We start from the raw sequence: 20,292 nt of genomic DNA, 5'->3' as shown, positions 1-20,292 counted from the left end.
AAATCTATTTCGCGACATTATTATCACTTGGTTACTTGCCGAGAAATTTTGTCTAGGAATAATAATAGAAAAGAAAAGTCATGAAATCTACAGATAGTCTACTTATTTCTCAGTATCAAAATGGTAAAGAAGAAGCATTGTCTCTTCTAATTCATCGTCATCAAAAAGAGCTTTTTACCTTTATATTGTACAAAATAAACGATGAGCAGCTTGCCAATGATATTTTTCAGGATACCTTTATGAAGATTATTATTATGCTAAAAGAGAAGCGTTATAGTGAAGAAGGTAAATTTATACTTTGGGCAAAAAGAATTGCCTACAACTTAATTATCGATTATTTCAGAGCCAAATCTAAAACCGTAAAAGTATCTGAAACTACCTTTGACAATGAAGAATATTCAATTTTCGATCTGATACGAGAGCCTTCAGAAAATATAGAAGACCGATTGGTTAGCAACCAAATACAGGATGATTTACAAAAAATGCTACAATATCTTCCCGAAAATCAGCAGGAGGTGATAAAACTCAGATTTTATGATGGTCTTAGCTTCAAGGAGATTGCAGAGCAAACTAATATGAGTATTAATACAACTTTGGGACGCGTGAGATATGCATTGATCAATCTTAGAAAAATCATGGACGAAAACAATATTATGCTCACAAGGCAATAATTTTTATAATTTTGCGTTTTTAAGAAAATACAATTTGCCTATGAAATCAAATGACTTTTTGAAAACAAAAAATTTAAAACCAAAAAAAGAAATTATTGATTTTTTACTGAGATTTTCTAAAAATCTAGAAGTGATAAAGATTAAAAATAATTTATGTCAAATCACAAAAAATTAATGAGTAATTTTGTGCTGTATGAAAATTCAGCACATTTTTTTTGATCTTGATAATACCCTTTGGGATCATCGCAAGAACGCTTATCTCACTATAAAAGACCTTTTCGAGCAACAAAAAATTGCGCAATTATACGCTATAGATTTCGAGGAGTTTCATCGTGTATTCTATGACGTGAATGAAGTTTTGTGGGAAAAAATCCGAGACGGAATCATTGATAAAGATTATCTAAGAAAACACAGATTTTATGATACTTTCAAAAGTTTTAGTGTAGATGATGAAGCGCTTTCTCAGTATTTTGAATCCCATTTTTTGGATACCATTCTGCTATACAATCATCTTTTGGATGGAGCAGAAGATTTGCTTAATTATTTGAATAATAAAAATTACACACTCCATGTTATTTCTAATGGCTTCCAAGAAGTTACGGAGAGAAAGTGTTTGTTATCTGGCATTTCAAAGTATTTTAGTACAATTACAAGTGCAGATTCTATTGGAATAAGAAAACCAAATTCCAAAATTTTCGAGTATTCTCTGCAGTTAGCTGGTGCCGAAAAAAATGAAAGTATAATGATTGGTGACGATTGGATTGCTGATGTTACAGGCGCGCAAAAGTTTGGTATGGATGTTATTTTCTTTGATGTTTTGAATGAAAATAGAGTAGAGGAAAATTTAAAATCGGTCTATCAATTATCTGAAATTAAAAATTATTTGTAAAACGTAATGATATTATTTTGTTCCTAAATCTTTCCTAAATGATTGTAGAAATTTGCAGTATTAAAATTCAACAAAAATAAAAATTATGAAAAATTTTAGACAAGTAACAGCAGCATTTAGTATACTATTTTTATTAGTAGGAAGTTTGGTTTTTGCTCAAGATAGAGCGATTACTTACACCCAATTGCCACAAAACGCACAGAAATTTATTAAAGCCAATTTTAAAAACGTAAAAACGAGTAGTATCTTAGAAGATAGAGAAATCTTTGGTGTGGATGAATATAAAATCCATATGGCAAACGGTATGAAGATAGAATTTGATGGCAAGGGAAATTGGAAAGAAGTAGATGGTAAACACCAAAAAGTGCCTTACAATTTTATTCCCGCAGGGATAAGAAATCATATTGCTAAAACATTTCCAAACACGCATATCATCAAAATAGAAAGAAAAACTTATTCTTATAAAGCAGAACTTTCTAATGGTTTGGACTTGGAATTTGATGCAAATGGAAACTTTACAAGAATAGATGATTAATATTTTAACGCTCACCAATACATTACCTCTTAAGAATTCTAAGAGGTAATTTTGTAGAATAATATAAGAGGTCACATTATGAAAATACTCCTTGTAGAAGATGAACCCGAGATAAGAACGGTTGTACAAAAGTTCTTAGAAGCCGAACGATATCTTGTAGAAACTGCCGAAAATTACCAATTGGGGTTAGAAAAAATAATATCTTATGAATACGATTGTATTTTGTTGGATATTATGCTTCCTGATGGAAACGGAATGGATCTTTTGAGAGAAATTAAAAACAGCCACAAAAAAGATCCTGTCATTATTCTTTCGGCAAACGATTCTGTGGATGATAAAGTGAACGGACTAGAAGTTGGGGCAGACGATTATTTGGCAAAGCCATTTCACCTAGCAGAATTATTAGCTCGTGTAAAATCGGTTATTAGGAGAAAATATCAGGACGGAGAAAATACCATTCAATACAAAAATATAGTTGTTTTTCCGGATATTAGAAAGGTGAAGATAGATGATGTAGAATTGGTGTTGAATAGAAAAGAGTACGATCTTTTGTATTATTTCATCATTAATCCTGATAAAACTTTGCAAAAAACAATGTTGGCAGAAGCAATTTGGGGAGATTATATAGATCAGGCTGATAGTTTGGATTTTATTTATTCTCAAATAAAAAATCTTAGAAAAAAACTGAAACAAAATAATTCTCAAGCAGATTTTCAAGCAGTATACGGGATTGGTTATAAATTTTTATAATGAAGATTTCTCTAAAATATTACACCATAAAATACCTTACGCTAATTCTATTGGCTGTAATTGCTGTATGGGCAGCGTTGTATTATGCTTATATTTTGGATGAGGTGTATGATAATGTAGATGACGGACTGAAAAATAGAAAAATACAGCTGATAAAAGCAGTTTATGTAGATCCGAATTTACTAAAAAATAACGAATTTGGTTTTAATGAATTCAATATCAATCCGGTTTCTCCGCTGAAATATACCGAAAAAAACAAACTCTATAATAAGATGTATTATATGGAGTATGATGATGAAGATGAGCCTTATAGAGTGTTGGAGACCGATTTTATAGATCAATATGGGAAATACCAAAAGTTGGTGGTACGTACCTCTACTGTGGAGGAGGATGAACTGATCTACGATCTGACTACAGCATTGGTAATTCTGTATTTCCTTTTGGTTATCAGTGTAATTTTGGTAAATGGTTTACTTCTGAATAAAGCTTTAAAACCATTTTACCACATTCTGAATAACCTTAAAAAATATCAGTTTGGTCAGCATTCGGTGTATGAAAAGAAGACGTATGCCATCAAAGAGTTTAATGATTTGAATACCGAAATTGAAGGTATGATTGGTCGTAATGAATTGGTTTTTCTACAACAAAAGCAGTTTATTGAAAATGCCTCGCATGAGCTTCAAACACCTTTGGCTATTGCTATTAATAAATTAGATTTTGCCATGCGAAATGATGAGTTGAGCGAAGATCATCTTAAACTAATGAGCGAAGTGAAAAGTAATTTGAGCCGCATGACGAGCCTAAACAAATCTCTTCTGATGCTTTCTAAAATTGAAAATAATCAGTTTAATAAAAGTGAAAACATAATTTTTAATGATATTATAAAAGAATTGTTATTAGACTACGAAGATTATATAGAACATAAAGAAATAACGACACACGTTATAGAGGAAGAAAAGTTTTCTGCCAACTTTGATCCTGATTTAGCCATAATTTTACTTTCAAATTTGCTTAAAAATGCAATTCGATATAATAAAGTTGATGGCGAACTTGAAATTGAAATTAAAGAAAATTTGATAATTGTAAAGAATACAGGTTTGGATGCGCCTTTGGATCAGGCTAAAATATTCAATAGATTTTACAAACAAGGTACAGAACAAAGCTCCACAGGTTTGGGTTTATCTATCATAAAGACTATTATAAAACAATACCCCAATTGGGATATTGTTTATGAATACAATGATGGATATCACTGTTTTATGGTGTCAAAAAAGTAGTATTCTAAACTCCTAAACTCACCCTTACTCTTTTTATGGTATCATTAGCAATTACTCTAGTTTTTTTGGCTCCTTCTTGAAGTTTTTCTTCCAATACATCAAGATTATCCATGTAGTAAGAGAACAATTCTCTTTCTTTTTCAAATCTTGTAAGAATAAGGTTCAGCAATTCTAGTTTTGCATGTCCGTACCCAAAATTACCTGCAAGGTATTTTGCACGAAGTTCTTCGGTTTGTTCTGGGGTTGCAATAAGCTCGAAAATAGCAAATGTTTTGTCTGTAGTAGGATCTTTTGGGTCTTCTAGAGATTTAGAATCTGTTTCTATACTCATTACCTGTTTTTTCAATTGTTTTTCTGGTAAGAAAATATTGATGATGTTTCCTCTAGATTTAGACATTTTGTGACCATCTATGCCTGGTACATACTTGGTGTTTTCTTGAAGTTCTGCTTGTGGCAATAACAAAACTTCACCCATTTGGTTATTAAACCTAGACGCCACATCGCGGGCAATCTCTAGATGTTGCAATTGGTCTTTTCCTACAGGTACTACTTCTGCATCGTACAATAGGATATCTGCAGCCATCAAAATAGGATAAGAAAACAAACCTGCATTTACATCTTGCAAACGGTCTGCCTTATCTTTGAAAGAGTGTGCTAGCGTTAATCTTTGGTAAGGGAAGAAACATGATAAATGCCAAGATAATTCGCACGTTTCTGGGATATCGCTTTGTCTGTAGAAAAAAGTTTTCTCCGTATCAACGCCGCAAGCAAGCCAAGCCGCAGCAATTTCGTAAGTATTTTGTTTTAGCTCTTTAGCATCTTTTATCTGAGTAAGAGAATGCAGGTTGGCTATGAATAAAAAAGACTCGTTTCCCTCTTGCTTAGAAAGCTCTATAGCAGGGATGATAGCACCTAGTAAGTTACCAAGATGCGGTGTTCCGGTGGCTTGTATGCCGGTAAGAATTCTTGACATTGATTGTTGATTTTATAAAAATAATTTGATTGACAAATTTACGAGATTCTATTTAATTCCTATTACAAATAGAATGATATTGCCACACTGTGTTTTCTATTGTGGAATCACTACTTTATCACCTCCAAATTTCGGTTTTACACCCAATATAAGATCCCAATATACTTTTGCCTTCGCTAGATATTCTCTGGTATTGGTTTTCAGTCCCATTTGTTTGTTGACGTCTGTGGCGTTATATCCCAAAGCTTGGATGCCGTTTTTTCTTGCTAAAAATACAGCACGCTCATTATGAAATTTCTGAGAAATTATAATAAGTTGATTTTGTCCGAAAATTGTTTTTGCTCTAACTACAGAATCCAGAGTTCTAAAACCGGCAAAGTCTAAAAATATTTTATCCTCCGGAATCCCGTATTCCATCAGTGTGAGCTGCATATCTTCTGGTTCGTTATAGCTTTTCTTACCATTATCTCCACTTACGATGATGTTATTTATTTTTCCACTTTTATAGAGTTCTACTGCAGCTTCTATGCGATAGTAGAAATACAAATTTTTTCGTCCATCACTCAGCGTTCTACTAGTTCCCAAAAGTAAAGCTGTCTTGGGTACAGGTACTTCTGCTAGTTCTACGATTTTATCGTACAAATAAGGATCACTTTCCTTCCTAATATTGTAATTGGCAAATGCAATAAAAAGTATTCCTGCTACGATAAGCAGCAGGAATATTTTAATACTATTTTTAAAAGATAGTTTCATTGTCTTTTATATTTTCTAGAATTCTAGTCCATTAGGAAATGCTTTCTTTCTAAATATTAATAAAAATGCTGCTCCTACGGTAATGGCAGAATCTGCTACATTGAAGATATATTTAAAAAACTCTATATGTTTACCACCAATAACTGGCCAACTATCTGGTAAAGTAAAATCTACCAATGGGAAATGTAGCATATCAACTACACAACCTCTCATGAAAGAAGAATAGCCTTGTCCAAATGGTACTAATTTAGAAATTCCACCATATCCAATCCATTGGTCGATGCTTTCGTCATATACCGTTCCACTATCAAAAATAAGCCCGTAGAACATTCCATCGATTAAATTTCCTATAGCACCGGCAAAAATCATCGACATTGGGATGATCAAGTAATTGGATTCTCCTCTTTGTAGCCAATTTTTGAAGAGATACACCATTCCTCCAATCAGGAAGATTCTTACAATTACCAAAAAATATTTACCAATAATTCCTCCAAAATGAAATCCATAAGCCATCCCAGGATTCTCTACAAAAGTAAGTTTGAAGCCAGGCATTATAGATACAAAATCGTTAACTTGAAAATTGGTTTTTATGTATATTTTAGATATTTGATCTATTAATAATATAATAAGAGTGATCGCAATAATCTTTTTCATGATTATCCTTTTGGTTTAAATGGTTTACCTATTTTTTCATTTTTTTTGCTAATAACTTTTTGTATCGTTTTCTTGTTGTGAAAAACATTTTTGGTATGGAATTTTTCAAACTCGATATTCATATCTTTTAGCACTGTTCTTAGTGCGGAAAGTTCCATTGCATTTTTAGTATGTACTATAATAGATTCCATTATGTATTGATTGTTGTTTTTTATAAAAAAGGAAAATCACTCTTTTTTAAAGTTGTATTTATATAAAATTAAAAATCAGGTTTACAAAAATGTTACGTTAACATTCTATAAACCCAATTTTTGTTTAAAATTAAAAAATAGTACAGGTATTATCTCTGCATATTTTTTGCCTCTATACTTAAGGTAGCGTGAGGAACAGCCAGAAGTCTATCTTTCGGGATCAGTTTTCCTGTTACTCTACATACACCGTAGGTTTTATTTTCTATTCTAATGAGAGCATTTCTGAGATCGCGAACAAATTTTTCTTGTCTACCTGCCAAAATTGAATTTTGCTCTTTACTAAGAGTTTCTGCACCTTCTTCAAAAGCTTTAAAGGTAGGTGAAGTATCATCTGTTCCATTATTCTGGTCGTTGATAAAACTTTCTCTAATGAGTTGCAAATCTTTTTCTGCTTTCTCTATTTTATCTTTTATTATTAATTTGAATTCCTGTAAATCAGCATCGCTGTATCTTACTCTCTCGTCTTGCATGTTACTTATCTTTTTAATTAAATTATTAATTGAAATTCAAAAAAAAACAATACGCTACATATTAAATTTTTTCAACATTCACTTTAAAATTGACCTCATCGATGTCAATTTCGTTAAAATTTGAAAGTGAAGATACAATTTCTATCTTATTTGACAATACTTCAGAAGAAATATATGCCTCATTTTTCATTATTTGATCAATAAAAGTTGATTTCTCTTCCAAACTGATAGTTATCTTATCAGTTAGATCAAAATTCTTCTCTTTTCTGATGTTTTGTACTCTATTGATAAACTCTCTAGCAATCCCTTCAGATTTTAACTCTTCTGTTAGCGTCAAATCTAATGCCACAGTTGTTTTTCCGTCCGAAGTTACAGTCCAACCTGGGATATCTTTGGTAGAAATTTCTACATCTGCTGTCGTTATTTCGTATCCTTGTACCTCTATTTTGCCTTCTTTTTCTAGAGTAGCGATATGTTCTGCAGTAAAGTTGGCAATTTCGCCACCTACTGCCTTCATGTCTTTTCCTAGTCTAGATCCTAGTGCCTTGAAGTTGGGTTTCACCTGCTTGATGATAAGGTGAGAAGCTTCTTCAGCATTGATAAGTTGGAGTTCTTTCACATTTACCTCTTGCTTTATAAGCTCTGATACGGCTAAAATTTGTTTTTCTGTCTTAGCATCTAGTACAGGAATCAACACTTTTTGTAAAGGTTGACGCACTTTCATATTCTCTTTCTTTCTTAGAGAAAACACCATACTTGTAATTTGCTGAGCCAAATGAGTAGTTTCTACCAAATCTAAGTCGATAAGCGCTTCATTAGCTACTGGGAAATCTGTAAGGTGTACAGATTCGTTTTTATCTTTACCTGTTACTGCATTCAGATCCTGGAAAAGCTGATCCATAAAGAACGGAGCAATAGGAGCCGATAATTTAGCAATAGTTTCAAGGCAAGTATATAAAGTTTGGTAAGCAGAAATTTTGTCATCAGAATAATCTCCCTTCCAAAAACGTCTTCTGCATAATCTTACATACCAGTTACTCAAGTTATCATTAACGAAATTACTGATCGATCTTGCTACTCTTGTAGGCTCGTAATCTTCGTAGAATGCTTTTACTTCTTTTATTAAAAGATTTAATTCAGATAAAATCCAACGGTCTATTTCTGGTCTATCTTCAATATCTTTTTCGGCATATTTGAAACCATCTACGTTAGCATAAAGGATAAAGAATGAATACGTGTTGTATAAAGTTCCGAAGAATTTTCTTCTTACCTCATCAATACCTTCCGTATCAAATTTTAGATTTTCCCAAGGGTTTGCATTAGAAATCATGTACCAACGCGTAGCATCTGGACCGTAATTTCCTAAAGTTTCGAACGGATCTACAGCATTTCCTAGACGCTTAGACATTTTTTGTCCGTTTTTGTCTAGTACAAGTCCGTTACTCATTACATTTTTGTAGGCTACAGAATCGAAAACTGCTGTACCAATTGCGTGTAATGTATAGAACCAACCACGAGTTTGATCTACTCCTTCTGCAATAAAATCTGCAGGGAATGCTTTATTATTATCTATTAATTCTTTATTCTCGAAAGGGTAGTGCAATTGTGCGTAAGGCATAGAACCAGAGTCGAACCAAACGTCAATAAGGTCAGTTTCTCTAATCATAGGTTGTCCAGAATTTGAAACCAATACCACTTTGTCCACGATATTTTTATGAAGATCGATAAGGTCATAGTTTTCCTCAGACATATCTCCAATTTTGAATCCTTCGAATGGATTTTTACTCATCAATCCAGCAGCAATAGATTTTTCTATTTCGTTGTACAATTCTTCAACAGAACCAATGATGATTTCTTCTTTAGAGTCTTCAGTTCTCCAAATTGGCAATGGGATTCCCCAATATCTAGAACGAGATAGATTCCAATCGTTCACATTTTCTAGCCAATTGGCAAATCGGCCCTCACCCGTTGCTTTTGGTTTCCAGTTGATTCCTTTATTCAGGTCTACTAAACGTTCTTTTACAGCGGTCATTTTTACAAACCAAGAATCTAGCGGATAGTAAAGTACTGGTTTGTCTGTTCTCCAACAATGAGGATAACTGTGTACGTATTTTTCTACTTTAAAGGCTTTGTTTTCAGTTTTCAGAAGAATTGCCAACTCAACATCCCAAGATTTTTCTGGGGCTGCACCTTCGTCATAATATTCGTTTTTAATATATTTTGCAGCAAATATTTCAGGTACGTTTTCACCAGCGATAAATTTACCCTGAAGGTCTACCAAAGGAACCAAATTATCATTTTCGTCCTTCACCAACATTGGAGGCACGCCAGCATCTTTTGCTACTCTTGCATCATCTGCACCAAATGTAGGCGCAATGTGTACGATACCTGTACCATCTTCTGTAGTTACAAAATCTCCAATAATAACTCTGAATGCTTGGTCTGGAGTATCGTTCGGAGTGAACCAATGGATCAATTGTTCATACTGAGTTCCTTCTAATTTTTCACCAGTAAATTCTTTTAGAATTTGATAAGGTATTACTTTACTACTAGAAGTATAGTTTGCGAAATCTTCTGCTGTACCTTCTGCATATTTTTTACCAAAGTTTTTCTCTAGTAGAACTCTTGCCAAAACTACGGTGATAGGTTCAAAAGTATATTGATTGAATGTTTTTACCAATACATATTCTATATCTCTACCCACTGCCAAAGCTGTATTAGAAGGTAGTGTCCATGGGGTAGTGGTCCAAGCAAGTATACTTACGTCACCCTCTACTTCATGAAACAAAGTAGAGCTTTCTTTTTTTGCTTTAAATTGAGCTACAATTGTAGTATCTGTAACATCACGATACGTTCCTGGCTGATTCAGCTCATGTGAGGAGAGTCCTGTTCCTGCTTTTGGAGAATAAGGTTGTATGGTGTACCCTTTGTACAACAATTCTTTGCTATACAATTGTTTTAGCAACCACCAAACCGTTTCCATATATTTGGATTTGTACGTGATGTAAGGATCTTCTAGATCTACCCAATACCCAATTTTTTCGGTAAGATGATTCCAAACATCAGTATAACGCATTACCGCTTCACGGCACGCTTTGTTGTAATCTTCGATAGAGATTTTTTTGCCAATATCTTCTTTAGTGATTCCTAATTCTTTTTCTACTCCCAATTCTACAGGAAGACCATGCGTATCCCAACCTGCCTTACGGAAAACTTGTTTCCCATTTTGTGTTTGGTAACGGCAGAAAATATCTTTAAGAGCTCTCGCCATAACGTGGTGAATCCCAGGCATTCCGTTTGCAGAAGGTGGACCTTCATAAAAAACAAACTCAGGATTTCCCTCACGAGTTTCTACACTTTTGGCAAAGGTGTTATTGATTTTCCAGAATTCCGAAACATTTTCGGCAACATCTATCAGATTAAGGTTTTTATATTCTTTAAATTGGCTCATTGTATTTTCTCAAATTCGTTGATTAATCAAGTTAGCAAATTTAGCAAATTTTGTCGGTTTATAAGATATGTTTTATTTGAGGGTATCACTTTAAAATCTTCAAAATCAAAATCATATTTATCTACTCATCACCCTCTAAATTATATTTAAACAATTTCCTCGTAAATGAAACAGAAATAAACAGCTAAGTCTATGTAAGATTTAATAAATTTGTTTCTTAAAATGACCAACTTGGAACTTTATCCCACAATCGAAAAATCAGAAATTCAGGAAATTAAAATTCTTCAGGAGCAAAAACTTCTAGAAACCCTTTCCTATATCAGACAACATTCGCCTTTTTACAAGCAATTATTTGAAGCTGTAAATATCCGTATTGATGATATTCAAACATTAGAAGATTTGGTACAACTTCCTGTCACCACTAAAGACGATTTGCAAAAGCACAATCAAGATTTTTTTTGCATCCCTTCTCATGATATTGTTGACTATAGCACCACTTCAGGCACATTAGGAGATCCAGTTACATTTGGTTTGTCAGATCAAGATTTAGAAAGACTTGCCTATAATGAAGCAATTTCTTTTGCTTGTGCAGGGATAAGAAAAGGTGATGTAGTACAGATGATAACCACCATTGATAAAAGATTCATGGCGGGGTTAGCTTATTTTTTAGGATTGAGAAAAATGGGAGCGAGCGTTATTAGAATGGGACCAGGAATTCCAGAATTGCAATGGGATTCTATTTTTAGATATCAACCCAAATATCTGATTACTGTACCTTCGTTTTTGCTTAAAATGATAGATTATGCCGAAAAAAACGGCATAGATTATAAAAATTCTAGTATTTATGGCGCTGTTTGTATTGGTGAGGGAATAAAAGATCAGGATTTCACAGATAATATTTTATCTCAAAAGATAAAAGAAAAATGGGATATCCAGTTGTTTTCCACCTATGCATCTACGGAGATGAGCACTGCTTTCACGGAGTGCGAGTATCAAAAAGGAGGACATCACCATCCAGAACTCATTATTGCAGAGATCTTGGATAATGATAATAATCCTGTGCAAGAAGGCGAAAGTGGCGAGCTTACCATTACTACATTAGGAGTACAAGCCATGCCATTATTAAGATTTAAAACGGGCGATATCGTGAAATCGCATACTGAACCTTGTGCTTGTGGACGAACGACGATGCGTCTAGGGCCTGTAATTGGGAGGAAGCAACACATGATAAAATATAAAGGAACTACTTTATATCCACCCGCAATGAATGATATTTTAAATGATTTTCAGGGGATCTTGTGCTACCAAATTGTTATCATTTCTAACGAAATTGGTTTAGACGAAATTATTATAAAAGTAAGCTTAGAAAACTCTGAAGAGCAATTTGTCACCGCAATAAGAGATCATTTTCGTGCAAAATTAAGGGTAAGTCCGAAAATTGAAACGGTAGATTTTGAGGTATTGTCTAAAATTGTTTTCAATCCAAAAAGCAGAAAACCAATTACTTTTGTAGATTTAAGATAAAAAAATAGAATATTTTGATTATTTAATCAACATTAAAATTTTAATAACGAAAAATTTATAATAAGAAAATAAACTAGCATCAAAATATTAAAAAAGGGTGTGAAGATTATTCAGACCCTTTTTATTTATAATGACTTTTCAGATTTTATAAGGTTAGCAAGATTTTTTATCACTGTATCGTGCTTCTTCACAAATGGATTTTCTTTATTCCAAACGTATCCTGCAAGTACGGCGCATATTTTTCTTTTGATGTCGTCGTTTTCTGGTCTGTGGAAAAATAATTCCTGAAGATTTCCGGTATACCATTCTTTAATATAAGTGGTAAAAACGCGAACACCATAAAGGATATATTCGGAATATTCTTTTTCCCAATCTACCACTTCACCATTAAGCTGTCTAATCGCTAATTTAGCCGAAAGCATACCAGATTCTGTAGCGAATGCCATCCCAGAAGAGAAAACAGGATCTAGAAATTCTGCGGCATTACCGGTAAGGGCAAAACCGTCACCATATATTTTCTTTACTGCGCAAGAATAATCTTTAAGATGTCTAGGTTCAAATAAGAAATCTACCTCACTAAATCTTTTCACATAATAATCTGATAACGAAATTGCCTTGCGCAGGGCTTCTGTAGTGTCTCCGTTTTCGGATAATTTTTCAATATATTCGGTTGGTCCTACAATCCCAATACTCGTATTTCCATCAGAAAATGGAATCACCCAAAGCCAAACTTCAATTTCTATAATATCAAATGATATCAAAGTTCCTTCTTGTCCTTCGGCTCTGTTTACATCTTTTACATGAGAGAAAATGGCAGAATGTGGAGATAATACTGATGGTTTTTCAAGATCTAAAAGTCTTGGTAAAACTCTACCATATCCACTAGAATCAATCACGAACTTTGCATGAATTTCTTTGGTTTCTCCGTTTTTATTTTTAACGGTAGTAATAGAATCTGTTCCTTCAAATTGTATGGCTATAACTTCCGTCTCAAATTCTAGGTCAACCCCTTTTTTAATTACTTCTTGCGCAAGTGTTTGGTCGAAATCTGCTCTGGGAACCTGCCAAGTCCAATCCCATCCAGTACCAAATTTTTCGCTAAAATCAAAAATACAAACGTCATCACCTCTCAAAAAACGAGCGCCCCATTTTTTTTCAAATTTCATCAGATCCAGCGCAGGCAAAAGCCCGGCTTCTTCAAAATGATCCATCACTCTAGGTATTAGGCTTTCTCCTACAACAATTCTAGGAAATTTGGTCTTCTCCACTACTTTTACCTTGAGATTGTTCTTCTTTAAAAAAGAGGAAGAAACGCATCCTGAGGGCCCAGCACCAATGACAAGAACATCAACAAATTCTTTACCCATCTTTGATTTTTTATTTTAATAATAACTTATATCTTTGTTACAAAATTACAGACAAATAATTAAGATTGTATAAAATTACTTTAAATAGATGAAAATAAAAAACTTTTTAGAACTTAAAGATTTTCAGAAGATTATCACTCAAAATGAAAAAATAGAACTTGAAGAAAACTTGGTTGAAAGAGTAAACGAAAGTTTTCAATTTCTAAAAGAATTTTCAAAAAATAAAGTAATATATGGTGTTAATACGGGTTTCGGGCCGATGGCACAATTTAAGATAAGTGATGAAGACACCCATCAGTTACAATACAATTTAATTAGAAGTCACTCTTCCGGGATAGGAAATCCATTACCCTCTGATGAGGTAAAAGCATGCATGTTGGCAAGGCTCAACACCTTGTCTTTGGGGAATTCTGGAGTGCATGAGTCTGTAATCTTACTTTTAAAAGAACTCATCAATAGAGATATAACACCTCTTATATTCGAACATGGTGGTGTAGGTGCTAGTGGAGATCTTGTACAATTGGCGCATCTTGCCTTGGTACTGATAGGTGAAGGTGAAGTTTTCTACAAAGGGGAAAGAAAATCTACCCAAGAAATTTTTGCTATAGAAGGCTTAGAGCCTATTAAAGTAGAAATACGTGAAGGTTTAGCCTTGATGAATGGGACTTCGGTAATGTCGGGAATCGGGATTGTGAATGCTTATAAAGCCAATCAGGTGATCGATATATCGATCCAATTGTCTTGTGCTATCAACGAGATTGTACAAGCTTACGATGATCATCTATCAGAGTCTCTGAATGGCACTAAATTGCATTTGGGACAACAAAAAATTGCGGCAAAAATGCGCGAGCATTTGTCTGATAGCAAGTTGATCCGTAAGAGGGCAGATCATTTGTACACTCATTTTGAAGAGCAAGAAAAGGTTTTTAAAGATAAAGTTCAAGAATATTATTCTATCAGATGTGTACCTCAGATTTTGGGTCCCATTTTGGATACTTTAGAGTACACAGAAAAAATATTAGAAAACGAAATCAATTCTGCTAATGATAATCCCATTATCAATGTTGCAGAACAGCAGGTTTATCATGGAGGAAATTTCCACGGAGATTATATCTCTTTAGAGATGGATAAACTAAAGATTGTGGTGACCAAACTAACGATGCTTGCAGAAAGACAGCTGAACTATCTACTGAATTATAAAATTAATGAAATCTTGCCGCCTTTTGTAAATTTGGGCAAATTAGGTTTCAACTTTGGCATGCAAGGAGTGCAATTCACCGCAACGTCCACTACAGCAGAAAGCCAAATGCTATCTAATCCAATGTATGTACACAGTATCCCAAATAATAACGATAATCAGGATATTGTAAGTATGGGAACCAATGCAGCGGTGATTTGTAGAAAAGTAATAGATAATGCTTTTGAAGTATTGGCTATTGAAGCTATAACTGTGGTTCAGGCAATCGATTATCTTGGATACAAAGACCAAGTATCTACTGCTACTAAAACAATGTATGACGATATAAGAAAAATCATTCCTACTTTTTCTAGTGATATGGTAATGTATCCTTACTTAGAGGACGTGAAGAAATACCTCAAGTCGAAATAATTTTGACAGAGCAGGTTTATTAATTTTAAAATTTAAAAAAAGAATGAAATGTGCCATTATTACAGGCGGTTCTAGAGGGATTGGTAAAGCAATCTGTATAAAATTGGCTGAGGAAAAAAATTATCATATTCTTATTAATTATTCATCTAATGAGGCTGCCGCATTAAATACTTTATCGCAAGTAGAATCTTTGGGTTCTACTGGGGAAATCCTAAAATTTGATGTAGGTAATGCTGAGGAAACGATTGCTGTGTTAGAAAATTGGCAATCTAATAATCCCAATGCTATAGTAGAAGTAATCATAAATAATGCGGGTATTACCAGAGATGGTTTATTTATGTGGATGAAAAGCGAAGATTGGAATGCTGTTATCAATACCAGTCTGAATGGTTTCTTTAATGTGACCAATTTCTTTATTCAGAAATTACTAAGAAATAAATACGGTAGAATTATCAATATGGTTTCTGTTTCTGGGCTAAAAGGAACTGCAGGACAAACCAATTATTCTGCAGCAAAAGGAGCATTAGTTGCAGCAACAAAAGCTTTAGCACAAGAAATAGCCAAAAGAAATATTACCGTGAATGCTGTGGCACCAGGTTTTATAAAAACAGATATGACTCAAGAGTTTGATGAGTCCGAATTAAAAGCGATGATTCCTGCCAACCGATTTGGTGAAGCTGAGGAAGTAGCAGATCTTGTGGCGTTTTTAGCCTCAAAAAAGGCATCTTATATCACGGGCGAAGTAATTAATATTAACGGAGGTATTTACTCTTAATTAGTAGGGCAATCTAATAATATTGATTCAATTTAAAGATTGTTAATCGGGTAAACTGATACATTGTTAAATTTGAAAAACATGGACAATAGAGTAGTTATTACGGGGATGGGCATCTATTCTTGCATTGGGATTTCTCTTGATGAGGTGAAAGAATCTTTGTACCAAGGAAAATCTGGTATTGTACTAGACCAAGACCGAAAAGAATTTGGTTTCAGATCTAGTCTTACAGGTGTTGTACCCAAGCCAGATCTCAAAAATTTACTCAATAGAAGACAGCGCATCAGTATGGGTGAGGAAAGCGAATATGCTTATCTTGCCACTTTAGACGCATTAAAACAAGCAAATATAGACCAAGATTTTCTAGATCAAAATGAAGTTGGCATCTTATACGGTAATGATAGTGTTTCTCAGGCCGTGGTAGAATCTATAGATATCGCCAGAGACAAAAAAGATACTACCCTTATAGGTTCGGGGGCGATATTCAAATCTATGAATTCTACCGTTACCATGAATTTATCCACCCTGTTCAAGCTTAGAGGGATAAATCTTACTATCAGTGCAGCCTGCGCTAGTGGATCGCACTCTTTGGGCTTAGCCTATATGATGATTAAAAATGGTTTTCAAGATATTATTTTATGTGGCGGAGCGCAAGAAACCAACAAATATTCTATGGCAAGTTTTGACGGACTGGGTGTTTTTTCTACACGCGAAAAAGCTCCTCATCAAGCTTCAAGACCATTTGATGCCGATCGAGATGGGTTGATCCCAAGTGGGGGAGCAGCTAGCCTTATTGTAGAAAGTTTAGCATCTGCACAGAAAAGAGGCGCCCATATATTGGGAGAAATTATTGGATACGGTTTTTCCTCTAATGGTGGACATATCTCTACGCCCAATGTAGAAGGGCCAACATTGGCGATGAAACGTGCGCTAGAGCAATCGGGTTTACAAGCAAAAGATATAGATTATATCAATGCGCACGCTACTTCTACGCCAATTGGTGATGCTAACGAGGCAAAAGCCATCCATCAGATTTTCGGAAGCGAAATACCGGTAAGTTCTACAAAATCTATGACCGGCCACGAGTGTTGGATGGCAGGTGCTAGTGAGGTTATTTATTCTTTATTAATGATGCATCATAATTTTATTGCACCCAATATCAATTTAGAAAAACCAGATGAGGACGCAAAAAATATAAATTTAATCACAGAAACAAAAAATCAAAAAATTGATGTATTTTTGTCGAATTCTTTCGGATTTGGGGGAACCAATTCTGCACTGATTGTTAAAAAATTTAAATAAACACATGGAAAGAGAAAAAATTGTTGCCATTGCTAATGATTTTTTAATTAACGAGTTCGAGGTTGATGGTGAGGAAATTACCGACGAGGCTAATTTCAAAAAGACTTTGGGGTTAGACAGTTTGGATTATATAGATTTGGTGGTAATTATCGAGTCCAATTTCGGAGTGAAATTAGGAGAAGCAGATTTCAAAAGCATCGTTACCTTCAATGATTTTTATAAAGCGATAGAAGACAAAATCGCAGCAAAAATATAGCATTTCTACAATTCAACAGCTTTCTATTCTATAAGATTGAGAGCCGTTGGAACGTAAAATTATTAGTATGAACAAGTGGAAAGGCAAATCTAAAGGTACTATTCTGGGTTACCGAATATTCGTTTGGTGCATCAAGAATCTTGGCGTTAGAGCAGCCTATTTTGTATTGTATTTCGTTTCCACCTACTATTTCTTATTTCTTACTAAGAGCAATCGGTATATATTTTATTATTTCAAAAAAAGACTTCAATACAGCCCATGGAAAGCTAAATTTTCCGTTCTCAAAAGTTATTTGGTATTTGGGAGAGTACTTATCGATAAAACTGCAATTTCTGCAGGCATGCGCTCCAAATTCACCTACGAATTTGATGGGATTGATAATCTTAAACAACTTTTAGAACAAAAAAAAGGCGGTGTACTCATCAGCGCTCATATCGGAAACTTCGAGGTTGCAGAGCACTTTTTTGCCGATATCGATCTAGATTGTCAGATCAATCTTGTCACCACAGATCAAGAAGTTACCGTTATCAAAGAATACCTAGAGAGCGTTTCTGCCGAAAAATCTACCATCAAGTTCATCTATGTTAAGGAAGATATGTCTCATATATTCCAGATTAATGAAGCCCTTACAAAAAACGAATTAATTTGTTTTACAGGCGATCGATATTTCCAAGGTTCCAAATTTTTGGAATCCGAACTTCTGGGCAAAACCGCCAAATTTCCTGCTGGTCCCTTCCACATTGCGTCGCGCCTCAGCGTTCCCGTGGTTTATGTCTACGTGATGAAAGAAAAAAATTTACATTATCATCTCTATGCCCGAGTTGCCAAAGAAGTGAAAAAACGAGATTCCAAAGGACTTTTAGACTCTTATGTACAAAATTTAGAGACCATGATTCAGAAATATCCACTGCAATGGTTCAATTATTTCGATTTTTGGGACGATGTAGATTCCAAAGAGTAATATTTTTTCGGAGCAGCTTTTCCTCCCTCCGTTCCCGCTTTTTTGTGCGGTTTTTCCAAACCACACAAAAAGAGCTCCACTCAGGTAGGGCTGCCTATTCACCATCATCTCAATATGTAGTTTTTGTATTTAATTTCATTTACCGAAAAATCTAGGTCTTACATTAGCTATTAAATTCTACTTTTCCTCAAAAAGAATTTTCGCAATTCAATTTATATCTTTAATTTACAGCCAATAGACGGAATATTGTGTTCCAAAAAAATCTATATAACACTTGAAAAAAAATTACGATATACTTGTTATTGGAAGCGGATTAGGCGGTCTTGTTTCTGCACTTATTATGGCGAAAGAAGGCTATAAAGTCTGTGTTTTAGAAAAAAACAACCAATATGGAGGCAATTTGCAGACTTTTTCTAGAGACAAACTTATTTTTGATACAGGGGTGCATTATCTGGGCGGACTTACAAAAGGGCAAAATCTTCATCATTATTTTTCTTATTTAGAAATTGTAGACCAACTAGAATTGGAGCAGATGGACGCTAATGCTTACGACATTATTTCATTTGATGGTGATGTTATAGACTATCCACATGCACAAGGCTATCGCAATTTTGTACAACAATTATCGTCTATATTCCCAGAAGAAAAACTGAATATAGAACGCTATTGCAAAGAAATACAGTACATCTGTAATCATTTTCCACGCTATAATTTATCAACTAAACACGAGTACAATGAAGATATTCTTCATCTCAATACTAGAAGATTTATAGAGTCTCTTACTTCCAATGTAACTTTACAATCGGTGCTTCTCGGTTCTAATTTTTTGTATGGAGGCAATTCTGAAGATATTCCGTTTCATGTACATGCACTTACTGTGAATTCTTACATTCAAAGTTCCTACAAATGTACAAAAGGTGGAAGTCAGATTTCCAAATTGCTCATTAGAAAACTTAGAGAATATAATGCAGATGTCTTCAAACATTCAGAAGTAGTTGCAATGAATTTTGATGAAGAAAATAAAGTGACTTCTGTACAAACAAAAGACGGAAAAACCTATTTTGCAGATACTTTTATTTCTAATATAGAAATACGGTACGTAGCAAAACTTATTGGCGAAAATAGACTGAGAAAGTCGTTCTACAACAGAATTATGAGTTGGGAGCCTACCACTTCTTGTTTCAGTGTTTATATTGTTTTAAAACCTAATGAAATACCTTATTTTAATTATAATCGATATCATTTTACTACCAAAGACATGGTGTGGAATGCTACAAAATATCAACCCGAAAATTGGCCTTCTACCTATATGCTTTCTTGCACAGCTTCCAAAACTCATCCAGAATTTGCCGAAAGTATAACAGCAATTTCATATATGGATTTTGAGGAAGTTAAAAAATGGGAACATACGTACAATACTATCGCTGAAAAAAATAATAGAAGCGTAGCGTATGAAGATTTTAAGCTGAAAAAAGCCGAGCAAATGATAGTTGCGATAGAAAAGAAAATCCCAAATATCAGAAGCTTTATAAAGAATGTATACACATCATCACCATTGTCTTATCGAGATTATATCGGCAGTTATGATGGAAATATGTACGGATACAAGAAATCTTTCGAAAACCCTATAAAAACAATGGTTTCGCCACGTACCAAGATAGATAATCTCTTTCTTACAGGGCAATCGGTAAATATGCATGGCATTTTGGGTTGTACTATCGGGGCATTTAATACCTGTGCTGAAATATTGGGTAAAGAAGTGATAGACTTACGGCTTAGCGAATTCTTTAACTATGAGAAACAAGTATAATTTAAAAAATCTTG

Annotated in this window: 19 protein-coding genes; 12 read left to right on the top strand and 7 right to left on the bottom strand. The window is 34.1% G+C overall.

Going from position 1 to position 20,292, the window contains the following annotated elements; translation table 11 throughout:
* Positions 1-80: 80 nt before the first annotated feature.
* The 5 genes from ACKI42_RS11870 (at position 81) to ACKI42_RS11850 (ending at position 4,122) form a co-directional block, all read left to right on the top strand.
* On the top strand, positions 81-671 hold the full coding sequence (locus tag ACKI42_RS11870) for an RNA polymerase sigma factor (RefSeq protein WP_407405700.1): 591 nt from the start codon (positions 81-83) through the stop codon (positions 669-671).
* A gap of 193 nt (positions 672-864) precedes the next feature.
* On the top strand, positions 865-1,560 hold the full coding sequence (locus ACKI42_RS11865; protein WP_407405698.1) for a YjjG family noncanonical pyrimidine nucleotidase: 696 nt from the start codon (positions 865-867) through the stop codon (positions 1,558-1,560).
* 85 nt (positions 1,561-1,645) lie between these two features.
* Positions 1,646-2,095 carry a PepSY-like domain-containing protein gene (locus ACKI42_RS11860; RefSeq protein WP_407405696.1) on the top strand — a complete coding sequence of 150 codons (450 nt, stop codon included), beginning with the start codon at positions 1,646-1,648 and terminating at the stop codon, positions 2,093-2,095.
* A 78-nt stretch (positions 2,096-2,173) separates the two neighbouring features.
* Positions 2,174-2,845, top strand: coding sequence for a response regulator transcription factor (locus ACKI42_RS11855; RefSeq protein WP_407405694.1), 672 nt, complete (start codon positions 2,174-2,176; stop codon positions 2,843-2,845).
* Entirely contained in the window at positions 2,845-4,122 is a 1,278-nt protein-coding gene (locus ACKI42_RS11850; RefSeq protein ID WP_407405692.1) for a sensor histidine kinase, read from the top strand. Before ACKI42_RS11855 ends, ACKI42_RS11850 begins: the two co-directional genes overlap by 1 nt.
* Positions 4,123-4,126: 4 nt before the next feature.
* On the opposite strand, the gene trpS is transcribed toward ACKI42_RS11850, so the two are convergent.
* The 6 genes from trpS to ileS all read right to left on the bottom strand — a co-directional run bounded on the left by trpS (position 4,127) and on the right by ileS (position 10,674).
* A complete protein-coding gene (trpS, locus tag ACKI42_RS11845; protein WP_407405690.1) occupies positions 4,127-5,095 on the bottom strand; it encodes a tryptophan--tRNA ligase in 969 nt (322 codons plus the stop codon).
* A gap of 96 nt (positions 5,096-5,191) precedes the next feature.
* On the bottom strand, positions 5,192-5,848 hold the full coding sequence (locus ACKI42_RS11840; protein WP_407405688.1) for a vancomycin high temperature exclusion protein: 657 nt from the start codon (positions 5,846-5,848) through the stop codon (positions 5,192-5,194).
* A 15-nt stretch (positions 5,849-5,863) separates the two neighbouring features.
* Complete coding sequence (locus ACKI42_RS11835; protein ID WP_407405686.1) at positions 5,864-6,502, bottom strand: lipoprotein signal peptidase; 639 nt, start codon at positions 6,500-6,502, stop codon at positions 5,864-5,866.
* A gap of 2 nt (positions 6,503-6,504) precedes the next feature.
* A complete protein-coding gene (locus ACKI42_RS11830; protein ID WP_407405684.1) occupies positions 6,505-6,693 on the bottom strand; it encodes a hypothetical protein in 189 nt (62 codons plus the stop codon).
* A gap of 149 nt (positions 6,694-6,842) precedes the next feature.
* Complete coding sequence (locus tag ACKI42_RS11825) at positions 6,843-7,223, bottom strand: TraR/DksA family transcriptional regulator (protein WP_407405682.1); 381 nt, start codon at positions 7,221-7,223, stop codon at positions 6,843-6,845.
* Between the two features lie 61 nt (positions 7,224-7,284).
* A complete protein-coding gene (ileS, locus tag ACKI42_RS11820) occupies positions 7,285-10,674 on the bottom strand; it encodes an isoleucine--tRNA ligase (protein WP_407405680.1) in 3,390 nt (1,129 codons plus the stop codon).
* Positions 10,675-10,896: 222 nt separating this feature from the next.
* Between ileS and ACKI42_RS11815 the strand changes: the two genes are divergently transcribed.
* On the top strand, positions 10,897-12,198 hold the full coding sequence (locus tag ACKI42_RS11815) for a phenylacetate--CoA ligase family protein (protein WP_407405678.1): 1,302 nt from the start codon (positions 10,897-10,899) through the stop codon (positions 12,196-12,198).
* Between the two features lie 125 nt (positions 12,199-12,323).
* On the opposite strand, the gene ACKI42_RS11810 is transcribed toward ACKI42_RS11815, so the two are convergent.
* Positions 12,324-13,565 carry an NAD(P)/FAD-dependent oxidoreductase gene (locus ACKI42_RS11810; protein ID WP_407405676.1) on the bottom strand — a complete coding sequence of 414 codons (1,242 nt, stop codon included), beginning with the start codon at positions 13,563-13,565 and terminating at the stop codon, positions 12,324-12,326.
* Positions 13,566-13,653: 88 nt separating this feature from the next.
* Between ACKI42_RS11810 and hutH the strand changes: the two genes are divergently transcribed.
* From hutH to ACKI42_RS11780, 6 genes are all read left to right on the top strand, one after another.
* Positions 13,654-15,174, top strand: a complete 1,521-nt coding sequence (gene hutH / locus ACKI42_RS11805) for a histidine ammonia-lyase (RefSeq protein WP_407405674.1) — start codon at positions 13,654-13,656, stop codon at positions 15,172-15,174.
* A gap of 43 nt (positions 15,175-15,217) precedes the next feature.
* The gene (fabG, locus tag ACKI42_RS11800; RefSeq protein ID WP_407405672.1) at positions 15,218-15,949 is read left to right on the top strand and encodes a 3-oxoacyl-ACP reductase FabG; all 732 of its coding nucleotides are present in this window, start codon (positions 15,218-15,220) and stop codon (positions 15,947-15,949) included.
* Positions 15,950-16,030: 81 nt separating this feature from the next.
* Positions 16,031-17,251, top strand: coding sequence for a beta-ketoacyl-[acyl-carrier-protein] synthase family protein (locus tag ACKI42_RS11795; RefSeq protein ID WP_407405670.1), 1,221 nt, complete (start codon positions 16,031-16,033; stop codon positions 17,249-17,251).
* Positions 17,252-17,255: 4 nt separating this feature from the next.
* The gene (locus ACKI42_RS11790; protein WP_407405668.1) at positions 17,256-17,507 is read left to right on the top strand and encodes an acyl carrier protein; all 252 of its coding nucleotides are present in this window, start codon (positions 17,256-17,258) and stop codon (positions 17,505-17,507) included.
* Positions 17,508-17,574: 67 nt separating this feature from the next.
* On the top strand, positions 17,575-18,468 hold the full coding sequence (locus ACKI42_RS11785; RefSeq protein WP_407405666.1) for a lipid A biosynthesis acyltransferase: 894 nt from the start codon (positions 17,575-17,577) through the stop codon (positions 18,466-18,468).
* A 274-nt stretch (positions 18,469-18,742) separates the two neighbouring features.
* Entirely contained in the window at positions 18,743-20,278 is a 1,536-nt protein-coding gene (locus ACKI42_RS11780) for a phytoene desaturase family protein (RefSeq protein WP_407405664.1), read from the top strand.
* Positions 20,279-20,292: the final 14 nt, after the last annotated feature.

The organism is Chryseobacterium sp. (genome assembly GCF_045629545.1).
Taxonomy (GTDB): Bacteria; Bacteroidota; Bacteroidia; order Flavobacteriales; family Weeksellaceae; genus Chryseobacterium.
Note: the sequence above shows the minus strand (reverse complement) of the source record. Positions and strands in the feature narration are given on the sequence as shown.